Annotated in this window: 9 protein-coding genes and 1 pseudogene; 8 read left to right on the top strand and 2 right to left on the bottom strand. The window is 54.1% G+C overall.

Annotated elements, in window-relative coordinates; genetic code table 11:
- Nucleotides 1-656 precede the first annotated feature (656 nt).
- Nucleotides 657-929: a helix-turn-helix domain-containing protein gene (locus A6013_RS27900; protein WP_072058726.1), complete on the bottom strand. Its 273-nt coding sequence runs from the start codon at nucleotides 927-929 to the stop codon at nucleotides 657-659.
- Nucleotides 930-1,426: 497 nt separating this feature from the next.
- On the opposite strand from A6013_RS27900, the gene dnaK reads away from it, so the two are divergent.
- The 4 genes from dnaK to nhaR all read left to right on the top strand — a co-directional run bounded on the left by dnaK (nucleotide 1,427) and on the right by nhaR (nucleotide 6,877).
- A complete protein-coding gene (gene dnaK / locus A6013_RS18815) occupies nucleotides 1,427-3,340 on the top strand; it encodes a molecular chaperone DnaK (protein WP_028015465.1) in 1,914 nt (637 codons plus the stop codon).
- A gap of 87 nt (nucleotides 3,341-3,427) precedes the next feature.
- Entirely contained in the window at nucleotides 3,428-4,573 is a 1,146-nt protein-coding gene (dnaJ, locus tag A6013_RS18810) for a molecular chaperone DnaJ (RefSeq protein ID WP_008502040.1), read from the top strand.
- Nucleotides 4,574-4,743: 170 nt separating this feature from the next.
- Nucleotides 4,744-5,919, top strand: coding sequence for a Na+/H+ antiporter NhaA (nhaA, locus tag A6013_RS18805; RefSeq protein ID WP_041911268.1), 1,176 nt, complete (start codon nucleotides 4,744-4,746; stop codon nucleotides 5,917-5,919).
- 58 nt (nucleotides 5,920-5,977) lie between these two features.
- Nucleotides 5,978-6,877 carry a transcriptional activator NhaR gene (gene nhaR, locus A6013_RS18800; RefSeq protein ID WP_028015467.1) on the top strand — a complete coding sequence of 300 codons (900 nt, stop codon included), beginning with the start codon at nucleotides 5,978-5,980 and terminating at the stop codon, nucleotides 6,875-6,877.
- Between the two features lie 57 nt (nucleotides 6,878-6,934).
- Here the strand turns inward: nhaR and rpsT are convergent, their stop codons facing one another.
- On the bottom strand, nucleotides 6,935-7,198 hold the full coding sequence (rpsT, locus tag A6013_RS18795; protein WP_003856458.1) for a 30S ribosomal protein S20: 264 nt from the start codon (nucleotides 7,196-7,198) through the stop codon (nucleotides 6,935-6,937).
- 101 nt (nucleotides 7,199-7,299) lie between these two features.
- Here rpsT and A6013_RS27620 point away from each other — a divergent pair.
- From A6013_RS27620 to lspA, 4 genes and pseudogenes are all read left to right on the top strand, one after another.
- Nucleotides 7,300-7,518: pseudogene (locus tag A6013_RS27620) on the top strand (DUF2575 domain-containing protein).
- Nucleotides 7,519-7,525: 7 nt separating this feature from the next.
- Complete coding sequence (gene ribF, locus A6013_RS18790; RefSeq protein ID WP_028015468.1) at nucleotides 7,526-8,452, top strand: bifunctional riboflavin kinase/FAD synthetase; 927 nt, start codon at nucleotides 7,526-7,528, stop codon at nucleotides 8,450-8,452.
- 45 nt (nucleotides 8,453-8,497) lie between these two features.
- Nucleotides 8,498-11,314 (top strand): isoleucine--tRNA ligase, encoded by a 2,817-nt coding sequence (ileS, locus tag A6013_RS18785; protein ID WP_045631133.1) that lies wholly within the window; start codon nucleotides 8,498-8,500, stop codon nucleotides 11,312-11,314.
- Entirely contained in the window at nucleotides 11,314-11,814 is a 501-nt protein-coding gene (gene lspA / locus A6013_RS18780) for a signal peptidase II (protein WP_028015470.1), read from the top strand. The genes ileS and lspA overlap by 1 nt, the downstream gene beginning before the upstream one ends.
- Nucleotides 11,815-11,844 lie beyond the last annotated feature (30 nt).

Below are 11,844 nucleotides of genomic sequence, written 5' to 3'. Positions count from 1 at the left end.
GTCATAAATATGGATTCCACCATGCCAGTGTTCGGCCTTCTTCATCAACCAGTGAGTATCTCCCTCACTGCCCTGTAAGGCCTCCATGAACTCTGTTGCTGAACGATAGCCATCAACAGGCAATACCATTTTCATCCTTCTATCCCTAGGTTTATGATGGTTATTTGCTCATAATACACCGCTTATGACATAACCCAAATTTTCAAAAGTGGACAAATTTGTTACAAAATGAAGACTCAAAGCCTAAGGTATTCCAACGTATTAATGCTCCGCTGAAAATCATCAGAAGTATCCCTCCCGTCTTGTTTTGCCATCTATGAAAAATATCAATAACAAAATGTCAGATTGGTCAGGCAGTTTTTCCCGTTAGTAATAGTTACTCTTAATGTTTACCAAATATCAGTAGGGGTGAGGGCGTCATCGTCTAAGTGGTATCAACAATTGTTCCATTGCATTGAACATTTCATCACTGTAAGTCTCTGATCTTCTGGAGCGTAGCACCTTAAGTTCTTCTTCGATCATAGTTTCTGGCTTTTGCAGCGTAATTGAAATCATCGATGGGTTGGCAAGTACTGAAGAAGGGCCAGAAAGATGAAACCGCCAGCCTTTCAGGATCAGGTTCTTAAGCCGGTCATTTTGTTTTAGGTCGCAGTCTGTCAGTAAGCGGTGTTATAAGCTAAGTTGCAAGCTGGACAGTAGTTAGCGCGTCCCGCGATGATTACAAACCAGCGACCAACACTAGAGCGCTCGACAATGAAATCCACCAGCCCGAAATCGGCAAATGCGGACAAGTTCCTGTGAGTCGTCGATAAGGGCAAATTAACCTGCTGTGACAGGTCGGAAGCTGTAAGTGGGAGCTTTGTTTGCATCAGGTGGTGGAGAAGATGAATTCTCGAAGTCGTCAGGGTTAATCTGGACTTCTTGAGCATAGCTATCAGCTTTTTACGTTCATCGGTAGATGGTGGTTTAAAGACTGGTGGAATGTAACAGCACAGTATGTTCTCTCATAAGTTATTTATCACAGAGGATATTTTATCATGGCTTGCGATGAAAATTAACTTTAATGAGAATCATTATCACATTCGAATGCGAGAGATTGCGTTTGTATAAATGAAAATGGGCTTGCCCATAAGTCCTCAAAAAAATCATCATTAAAATGGTGAAATGGTTAAACCCGCGTCAATACTCCCTGACGGGGCGCGGCATCATAATGGGCGGCATCGACGCCGTCTATGATCTCATCAGGGTGAAATTAAAATTTTTTTTATGCTTGCCCCTTGATGGATGCCGTCGCGACCCCATCTTGTAGTCAACCGCAGTGTGTGGACCTGAAAAAAATCAAATCTGGGCAGTTGAAAAAGCACGTTCTGCCCTTATTACAGGTACACAACCACATGTTGACTGAATTTTTAGTGGAGACGTTTAGATGGGTAAAATTATTGGTATCGACCTGGGTACTACCAACTCTTGTGTAGCGATTATGGACGGCACTACTGCACGCGTGCTGGAGAACGCCGAGGGCGATCGCACCACGCCTTCTATCATTGCTTATACCCAGGATGGTGAAACTCTGGTTGGTCAGCCGGCTAAACGTCAGGCAGTGACAAACCCGCAAAACACCCTGTTTGCGATCAAACGCCTGATTGGCCGCCGCTTCCAGGACGAAGAAGTTCAGCGTGACGTTTCTATCATGCCTTACAAAATCATCGCAGCAGATAACGGCGATGCGTGGCTTGATGTGAAAGGCACCAAAACGGCACCACCGCAGATCTCTGCTGAAGTGCTGAAAAAAATGAAGAAAACCGCTGAAGATTACCTGGGTGAGCCGGTAACTGAAGCTGTTATCACCGTTCCTGCTTACTTCAACGATGCTCAGCGTCAGGCAACCAAAGATGCTGGCCGTATCGCAGGTCTGGAAGTAAAACGTATCATCAACGAACCAACCGCGGCTGCGCTGGCTTACGGTCTGGATAAAGAAGTCGGCAACCGTACTATCGCGGTTTACGACCTGGGTGGTGGTACCTTCGATATCTCTATTATCGAAATCGACGAAGTTGACGGCGAAAAAACCTTCGAAGTTCTGGCAACCAACGGTGATACCCACCTGGGTGGTGAAGACTTCGATACCCGTCTGATCAACTACCTCGTTGACGAGTTCAAGAAAGATCAGGGCATTGACCTGCGTAACGACCCGCTGGCGATGCAGCGCCTGAAAGAAGCCGCTGAGAAAGCGAAGATCGAACTGTCTTCTGCTCAGCAGACCGACGTGAACCTGCCGTACATCACCGCAGACGCGACCGGTCCTAAACACATGAACATCAAAGTGACCCGTGCGAAACTGGAAAGCCTGGTAGAAGACCTGGTGAACCGTTCTATCGAGCCGCTGAAAGTTGCACTGCAGGATGCTGGCCTGTCCGTATCTGACATCCAGGACGTTATCCTGGTGGGTGGTCAGACCCGTATGCCAATGGTTCAGAAGAAAGTGGCTGAATTCTTTGGTAAAGAGCCACGTAAAGACGTGAACCCGGACGAAGCGGTAGCTATCGGTGCGGCGGTTCAGGGTGGTGTATTGACCGGTGAAGTGAAAGACGTACTGCTGCTGGACGTTACCCCGCTGTCTCTGGGTATCGAAACCATGGGCGGTGTGATGACTGCGCTCATCAACAAAAACACCACCATCCCAACCAAGCACAGCCAGGTGTTCTCTACCGCTGAAGACAACCAGTCTGCGGTAACCATCCATGTGCTGCAGGGTGAGCGTAAGCGTGCGTCTGATAACAAGTCTCTGGGTCAGTTTAACCTGGACGGCATCAACCCGGCACCGCGCGGCATGCCGCAAATCGAAGTTACCTTCGACATCGATGCTGACGGTATCCTGCACGTGTCTGCGAAAGACAAAAACAGCGGTAAAGAGCAGAAGATCACCATCAAGGCATCTTCTGGCCTGAATGAAGCGGAAATCGAAAAAATGGTTCGCGATGCCGAAGCTAACGCGGAATCCGACCGTAAGTTCGAAGAGCTGGTTCAGACCCGTAACCAGGGTGACCATCTGCTGCACAGCACCCGTAAGCAGGTTGAAGAAGCGGGCGATAAACTGCCAGCGGAAGACAAAACTGCTATCGAAGCTGCACTGACCGCGCTGGAAACGTCTCTGAAAGGCGAAGACAAAGCGGATATCGAAGCGAAGATGCAGGAACTGGCACAGGCTTCCCAGAAGCTGATGGAAATCGCTCAGCAGCAGCACGCACAGCAGCAGGCAGGCGCTGACGCTTCTGCGAACAACGCGAAAGACGACGACGTTGTCGACGCTGAGTTCGAAGAAGTTAAAGACAAAAAATAATCGCCCTGATGCAGGGTAATTAATCGGCACGGGCGTAGGAGAACTCTCCACGCCCGTGCTCGCATGTTAAGGGGCTTAAAAAAACCAATGGCAAAGCAAGACTATTACGAGATTTTAGGCGTTCCGAAAACTGCGGAAGAGCGTGAAATCAAAAAGGCGTATAAGCGCCTGGCCATGAAATTCCACCCGGACCGTAACCAGGGTGACAAAGAGGCTGAAGCAAAATTTAAAGAGATCAAAGAAGCCTACGAAGTCCTGACCGATGCACAAAAACGTGCGGCCTATGACCAGTACGGCCACGCGGCCTTTGAACAGGGCGGCATGGGCGGCGGTGGATTCGGTGGCGGCGGCTTTGGCGGCGGTGCGGATTTCAGCGACATCTTTGGCGACGTGTTCGGCGATATCTTCGGCGGCGGTCGTGGTCGTCAGCGCGCAGCGCGCGGCGCAGACCTGCGCTACAACATGGATCTCACTCTTGAAGAGGCCGTTCGTGGCGTCACGAAAGAGATCCGTATCCCGACGCTGGAAGAGTGTGACGTTTGCCACGGCAGCGGCGCGAAAGCGGGTACCCAGCCACAGACCTGTCCAACCTGTCATGGCTCCGGCCAGGTACAGATGCGCCAGGGCTTCTTCGCGGTACAGCAGGCCTGTCCGCACTGTCACGGTCGCGGTACGCTGATTAAAGATCCGTGCACCAAGTGTCACGGCCACGGTCGCGTTGAGAAAACCAAAACCCTGTCCGTTAAGATCCCGGCTGGCGTTGATACGGGCGACCGCATCCGTCTGGCGGGTGAGGGCGAAGCAGGCGAGCACGGCGCGCCGGCAGGCGATCTGTACGTTCAGGTTCAGGTGAAGCAGCACGCCATCTTCGAGCGTGAAGGCAATAACCTGTATTGTGAAGTGCCGATCAACTTCGCGATGGCGGCTCTCGGCGGTGAAATCGAAGTGCCGACGCTGGACGGTCGCGTCAATCTGAAAATCCCTGGTGAAACCCAGACCGGCAAGCTGTTCCGCATGCGCGGCAAAGGCGTGAAATCCGTTCGCGGAGGTGCGCAGGGCGACCTGCTGTGCCGCGTCGTCGTGGAAACGCCGGTTGGCCTGAACGACAAGCAGAAACAGCTGTTGAAAGAGCTTCAGGAGAGCTTTGGCGGCCCAACGGGTGAGAAAAACAGCCCGCGCTCCAAAAGCTTCTTTGATGGCGTCAAAAAATTCTTCGATGATTTGACCCGCTAATTCGTTAGCTGTGTCTAACTTCAAAAAGCCCGGAAGCGATTCCGGGCTTTTTTTTTGCAGTTATAGATCGGTAAAACTGAGTCTATACCCAATATTAATCTGTTTTTGCCGAGCTATTTGGCTTGGTATTATGGTTTTATCGAGGTATCGTTGTAAAAGAGAGAACATAAATGAAATTACTACACCGTTTCTTTAGCAGTGAGGCGTCCGGTGGTGTGATCCTGATTATTGCCGCGGCCGCCGCGATGGTGCTGGCTAACCTGGGCATGACCCGCGATCTCTATCACGCATTTCTGGAAACGCCCGTCGAGCTGAAGGTCGGGGCGCTGGAAATTAACAAGAACATGCTGCTGTGGATCAACGATGCGCTAATGGCGGTGTTCTTCCTGCTCGTTGGTCTTGAGGTTAAGCGCGAGCTGGTGCTAGGTTCGCTAGCCAGCCGCCAGCGCGCGGCGTTCCCGGTTATTGCCGCGCTCGGTGGGATGGTCGTTCCAGCGCTGCTCTTCCTCGCATTTACCTGGCAGGATCCTGTCGCGCGTGACGGCTGGGCTATCCCGGCCGCAACGGATATCGCCTTTGCGCTCGGTGTCTTAGCTCTGCTCGGCAGCCGCGTGCCGGTTGCGCTGAAAATCTTCCTGATGGCGCTGGCGATCATTGATGACCTGGGCGCCATTGTGATTATCGCGCTGTTCTACACCAGCGATCTGTCGATCCTGTCCCTGAGTGTAGCCGCAGGGGCGATTGCGGTGTTGGCGGTGCTGAACATCTTCAACGTTCGCCGCATCGGTATCTATATCCTGGTGGGGATGGTGCTGTGGACAGCGGTGCTGAAATCCGGCGTGCACGCCACGCTGGCCGGCGTGATTGTGGGCTTCTTCGTGCCGCTTAAGCCGCAGGACGGTAAGTCACCCGCTAAACAGCTGGAACACGTGCTGCACCCGTGGGTCGCCTTTATGATCCTGCCGCTGTTTGCGTTTGCCAACGCGGGCGTTTCCCTGCAGGGGGTCACGCTGGACGGGCTGACGTCTGTCCTGCCACTGGGCATTATTGCCGGGCTATTTATCGGTAAGCCGCTGGGGATCAGCCTCTTCTGCTGGCTGGCGTTGAAGATGAAGCTGGCATCGTTGCCGAACGGTACAACCTTTAGTCAGATCATGGCCGTCGGCATACTGTGCGGTATTGGATTCACCATGTCGATCTTTATCTCGACGCTGGCGTTTGGTGCAAACGCGCCAGAGCTCATCGTCTGGGCGAAGCTCGGCATTCTCATCGGGTCATTACTGGCGGCAGTGATTGGGTATACTTTGTTGAAGGTGAAGTTGTCCGGACAGGCCGTCCAGGCATAACGGAACACCGGGAGAAGGTCACTCTTCTCCCGATACACACTCAGGGAGCGAAGACGCGATGCCTCATTTGAATTACAACCATCTTTACTACTTCTGGCACGTTTACAAACAGGGCTCGGTCGTGGGGGCGGCAGAGGCGCTTTACCTGACGCCGCAAACCATCACCGGGCAAATCAAAGCCCTTGAAGAACGGCTGCAGGGTAAGCTCTTCAAGCGCAAGGGCCGTGGGATTGAGCCCAGCGAACTGGGTGAACTGGTTTTCCGCTATGCGGACAAAATGTTTACCCTGAGCCAGGAGATGCTGGATATCGTCAACTACCGCAAAGAGTCGAACCTGCTCTTTGACGTGGGGGTGGCGGATGCACTGTCCAAACGGCTGGTAAGCGGCGTGCTGGATGCCGCTGTGGTAGAGGATGAACAAATCCATCTGCGCTGCTTTGAATCCACCCACGAGATGCTGCTGGAGCAGCTGAGCCAGCACAAGCTGGACATGATTATCTCGGATTGCCCCATCGACTCCACGCAGCAGGAGGGGCTGTTCTCGGTGAAAATTGGCGAATGCGGCGTGAGCTTCTGGTGCATCAATCCACCGCCGGAGAAACCTTTCCCGGCCTGTCTGGAAGAGCGTCGCCTGCTGGTGCCGGGAAGGCGTTCCATGCTCGGACGCAAGCTGCTGAACTGGTTTAATTCGCAGGGGCTGAACGTGGAGATCCTCGGCGAGTTCGACGATGCGGCGCTGATGAAGGCCTTTGGCGAAGCGCATAATGCGATCTTCGTGGCGCCAACGCTCTACGCGCACGATCTCTATTCAGACGATAAGATTACGGAGATTGGCAGAGTAGATAACGTGATGGAGGAGTACCACGCCATATTCGCCGAAAGGATGATTCAACACCCGGCGGTGCAGCGAATCTGCAACCGTGACTACTCGGCGCTGTTTACGCCACCGGCATTCTGAAGACATAAAAAAACCCGCGTTAAGCGGGTTCTTTAAACAAGCAACAACAAGTAGCGATTAAGCCAGTTTGTTGATCTGCGCGGTCAGGTTTGCTTTATGACGCGCTGCTTTGTTTTTGTGGATCAGACCTTTAGCAGCCTGACGATCCACGATTGGTTGCATTTCGTTAAATGCGTTCTGCGCTGCAGCTTTGTCGCCAGCTTCGATTGCTGCGTATACTTTCTTGATGAAAGTACGCATCATAGAGCGACGGCTTGCGTTGTGCTTACGAGCCTTTTCAGACTGAACGGCACGTTTCTTAGCTGATTTGATATTAGCCAAGTCCAACTCCCAAATATGTTCTATGTGGACAATTCAAAGGCCGAGGAATATGCCCTCTTTGCCTTCTTTTGTCAATGGATTTGTGCAAATAAGCGCCGTTAATTAGCGACGCTACGTTACGTAGTGATGGCGCAGGATTCTACCAGCTTGTCTTTCGTGAATACAGCCTTTCGGCGTAAAAATCGCAGTTCACGGGCAGATTTTTTCGCTGTGAAAGGTCAGCCTGATGAAATCATTACGGCTTTCTGTTTTGCGCGAACAATCGCCGGTTAACCTTAACCGCTGTACAAGGTATACTTTGGCGATTTTCACTGTTTTGAGCCAGACATGAAGCTGATACGCGGCATACATAATCTCAGCAGAGCGCCACACGGGTGCGTGCTGACCATTGGTAATTTCGACGGCGTGCATCGTGGTCATCAGGCGCTGTTGCAGGGATTGCGTAAAGAAGGGGAGGCCCGTGGCCTGCCCGTTGTGGTGATGATTTTCGAGCCACAGCCGCTGGAGCTGTTCGCGGGCGATAAATCTCCCGCTCGCCTCACTCGCCTGCGCGAAAAGTTGCGCTACCTGGCGGAGTCCGGCGTGGACTACGTATTGTGTGTGCGTTTCGATCGCCGCTTTGCCGCACTGACAGCACAAAATTTTGTCAGCGACCTGCTGGTTAAGCGTCTTGGCGTTCAGTTTCTCGCCGTGGGGGATGATTTCCGCTTTGGCGCTGGTCGTCAGGGCGATTTCTTGCTATTACAGAAGGCTGGTCTGGAGTACGGTTTTGACGTCACCAGCGCGATGACCTTCTGTGAAGGCGGCGTGCGCGTCAGCAGCACGGCGGTGCGGCAGGCGCTGGCTAATGATGAACTGGAGACGGCAGAAAATTTGCTGGGCCATCCGTTCACCATCTCTGGCCGCGTAGTTCATGGCGATGCGCTGGGCCGCACGATTGGTTTCCCGACGGCGAATATACCGCTGCGTCGTCAGGTTTCCCCGGTTAAAGGGGTCTATGCGGTGGAAGTGGCAGGACTGGGCGATAAGTCGTTTTACGGCGTTGCCAACATTGGCACGCGTCCTACCGTTGCCGGTGTGCGTCAACAGCTAGAAGTGCACCTGCTGGACGTTGTAATGGACCTTTATGGTCGCCATATAGATGTAATACTGCGTAAAAAAATACGCAACGAGCAGCGATTTGCTTCGCTGGATGAACTTAAGGCGCAAATCGCGCGAGATGAATTAACGGCCCGCGAGTTTTTTGGGCTTTAGAACCGGCTTAACTGCCTACGTGATAAATACGGAACCGAGAATCTGATGAGTGACTATAAATCAACCCTGAATTTGCCGGAAACAGGGTTCCCGATGCGCGGCGATCTCGCCAAGCGTGAACCGGGAATGCTGGCGCGTTGGACCGATGATGACCTGTACGGCATCATTCGTGCAGCCAAAAAAGGCAAAAAAACCTTCATTCTGCATGATGGCCCTCCATATGCGAATGGCAGCATTCATATTGGTCACTCAGTAAACAAGATTCTGAAAGATATTATCGTGAAGTCCAAAGGACTCGCGGGATTTGACTCGCCTTACGTGCCGGGCTGGGACTGTCACGGTCTGCCGATCGAGCTGAAAGTTGAGCAAGAGTTTGGCAAGCCAGGTGAGAAGTTCACCGCTGCAGAGTTCCGCGCGAAGTGCCGCGAATACGCGGCCACCCAGGTTGAAGGCCAGCGCGCTGACTTTATCCGTCTGGGCGTGCTGGGCGACTGGTCGCACCCGTACCTGACCATGGACTTCAAAACCGAAGCCAACATCATCCGTGCGCTGGGCAAAATCATCGGTAACGGCCACCTGCATAAAGGCGCAAAGCCTGTGCACTGGTGCGTGGACTGCCGTTCTGCGCTGGCAGAAGCGGAAGTGGAATATTACGACAAAACTTCACCTTCAATCGACGTGGCCTTCGAAGCGGTCGATCAGGATGCCATTAAAGGTAAATTCGGTCTGCCTGGCGTTAGCGGCCCGATCTCTCTGGTGATCTGGACCACTACCCCGTGGACGCTGCCAGCCAACCGTGCAATCTCTCTCTCCGGCGAGTTCGAATATGCGCTGGTGCAGATTGATGGCCGCGCGGTTATCCTGGCGAAAGATCTGGTTGAAAGCGTGCTGAAACGCGCGAATATCACCGACTACACCGTGCTGGGCACCGTAAAAGGCGACGCGCTGGAGCTGATGCGCTTCAAACACCCGTTCCTGGACTTCGACGTTCCGGCGATCCTGGGCGACCACGTCACGCTGGACGCGGGTACCGGTGCGGTACATACCGCCGGTGGCCACGGTCCTGACGACTACAACATCAGCCTTAAATACGGCCTGGAAATTGCCAACCCGGTAGGCCCGGACGGGTCTTACCTGCCTGGCACCTATCCGGCGCTGGATGGTATCAACGTCTTTAAAGCCAACGACATCATCGTTGACATGCTGCGCACCAGCGGCGCGCTGCTTCACGTTGAGAAAATGCAGCACAGCTATCCGTGCTGCTGGCGCCACAAGACGCCGATCATCTTCCGTGCGACCCCGCAGTGGTTCGTCAGCATGGATCAAAAAGGCCTGCGCGAGCAGTCACTGAAAGAGATCAAAGGCGTGCAGTGGATCCCGGACTGGGGCCAGGCGCGTATCGAATCCATGGTGGCTAACCGTCCTGACTGGTGTATCTCCCGTCAGCGTACCTGGGGCGTGCCGATGTCGCTGTTCGTGCATAAAGAGACGCATGAGCTGCACCCGAACACCCTGGAACTGATGGAAGAAGTGGCGAAGCGCGTCGAAGTTGACGGCATTCAGGCGTGGTGGGATCTCGACGCCCGCGACATCCTGGGCGCGGACGCGGACAACTATGAGAAAGTGCCAGACACCCTGGACGTGTGGTTCGACTCCGGGTCGACTCACGCCTCCGTAGTTGACGTGCGTCCGGAGTTTGCCGGTCACGCTGCCGACATGTATCTGGAAGGTTCCGACCAACACCGCGGCTGGTTCATGTCATCCCTGATGATCTCCACCGCGATGAAAGGTAAAGCGCCTTACCGTCAGGTACTGACCCACGGCTTCACCGTGGATGGTCAGGGCCGTAAGATGTCCAAGTCCATCGGCAACACCGTTTCGCCGCAGGACGTGATGAACAAGCTGGGCGCGGACATCCTGCGTCTGTGGGTAGCCTCAACCGACTACACTGGCGAAATGGCGGTGTCTGACGAGATCCTGAAGCGTGCTGCCGACAGCTATCGTCGTATCCGTAACACCGCGCGCTTCCTGCTGGCGAACCTGAACGGGTTCGATCCAGTGAAAGACATGGTGAAACCGGAAGAGATGGTCGTGCTGGACCGCTGGGCGGTAGGCTGCGCGAAAGCGGCGCAGGAAGATATCCTGAAAGCCTATGAGTCTTACGACTTCCACGAAGTGGTGCAGCGCCTGATGCGCTTCTGCTCCATCGAGATGGGCTCGTTCTACCTCGACATCATCAAAGACCGCCAGTACACCGCGAAGGCGGACAGCGTGGCGCGCCGTAGCTGCCAGTCCGCGCTGTTCCACATCGCAGAAGCGCTGGTACGCTGGATGGCGCCGATCATGTCCTTCACCGCGGATGAAATCTGGGGCTATCTGCCGGGCGACCGTGAGAAGTATGTCTTCACCGGCGAGTGGTATGAAGGTCTGTTCGATCTCTCCAGCACCGAAGCAATGAACGATGCCTTCTGGGACGAGCTGCTGAAAGTGCGTGGCGAAGTGAACAAGGTTATCGAGCAGGCGCGTGCGGATAAGAAAGTCGGTGGCTCTCTGGAAGCGGCAGTGACCCTGTACGCCGAACCGGAGCTGGCGGCGAAGCTGACCGCGCTGGGCGATGAATTACGATTTGTCCTGTTGACCTCCGGTGCAAAAGTTGCGGATTATGCCGAGGCTTCTGCTGATGCTCAGCAGAGCGAGTTGCTCAAAGGCCTGAAAGTCGCACTGAGCAAAGCCGAAGGTGAGAAGTGCCCGCGCTGCTGGCATTACACTACCGATATCGGCCAGGTGGCGGAACACGCAGACATCTGCGGACGCTGTGTAAGCAACGTCGCCGGTGACGGCGAAAAACGTAAGTTTGCCTGATGAGTAAAACTCTCTGTTCAACAGGACTGCGCTGGCTGTGGCTGGTTGTGGTGGTGCTGATTATCGATCTGGGCAGCAAGTTCCTGATCCTCCAGAATTTCGCTCTGGGGGAGACGGTTTCGCTGTTCCCGTCGCTTAACCTGCACTATGCGCGCAACTACGGCGCGGCGTTTAGCTTCCTTGCCGACAGCGGTGGCTGGCAGCGCTGGTTCTTCGCTGGTATCGCTCTCGGTATCTGCGTGGTACTGGCTGTGCTGATGTACCGCTCGAAGGCCACGCAAAAGCTGAATAACATCGCCTACGCGCTGATCATTGGCGGCGCGCTGGGCAACCTGTTTGACCGCCTGTGGCACGGCTTTGTGGTCGATATGATCGACTTCTACGTCGGCGACTGGCACTTCGCGACCTTTAACCTGGCCGACACCGCCATCTGCATCGGTGCGGCGTTAATCGTGCTGGAAGGCTTCTTGCCTAAACCCGCAGCGAAAGAGCAGGCGTAATTGTCAATGCCGGGTGATGCGCTGCGCCAC

This window comes from Enterobacter sp. IF2SW-B1 (genome assembly GCF_001743375.1).
GTDB classification, from domain to species: domain Bacteria; phylum Pseudomonadota; class Gammaproteobacteria; order Enterobacterales; family Enterobacteriaceae; genus Enterobacter; species Enterobacter bugandensis.
Note: the sequence above shows the minus strand (reverse complement) of the source record. Positions and strands in the feature narration are given on the sequence as shown.

Excerpts from the sequence above, each read along its gene's own strand:
- A6013_RS27900 (WP_072058726.1), bottom strand. The coding sequence starts at position 929 with ATGCTCAAGAAGTCCAGATTAACCCTGACGACTTCGAGAATTCATCTT.
- dnaK (WP_028015465.1), top strand. The coding sequence starts at position 1,427 with ATGGGTAAAATTATTGGTATCGACCTGGGTACTACCAACTCTTGTGTA.
- dnaJ (WP_008502040.1), top strand. The coding sequence starts at position 3,428 with ATGGCAAAGCAAGACTATTACGAGATTTTAGGCGTTCCGAAAACTGCG.
- nhaA (WP_041911268.1), top strand. The coding sequence starts at position 4,744 with ATGAAATTACTACACCGTTTCTTTAGCAGTGAGGCGTCCGGTGGTGTG.
- nhaR (WP_028015467.1), top strand. The coding sequence starts at position 5,978 with ATGCCTCATTTGAATTACAACCATCTTTACTACTTCTGGCACGTTTAC.
- ribF (WP_028015468.1), top strand. The coding sequence starts at position 7,526 with ATGAAGCTGATACGCGGCATACATAATCTCAGCAGAGCGCCACACGGG.
- ileS (WP_045631133.1), top strand. The coding sequence starts at position 8,498 with ATGAGTGACTATAAATCAACCCTGAATTTGCCGGAAACAGGGTTCCCG.
- lspA (WP_028015470.1), top strand. The coding sequence starts at position 11,314 with ATGAGTAAAACTCTCTGTTCAACAGGACTGCGCTGGCTGTGGCTGGTT.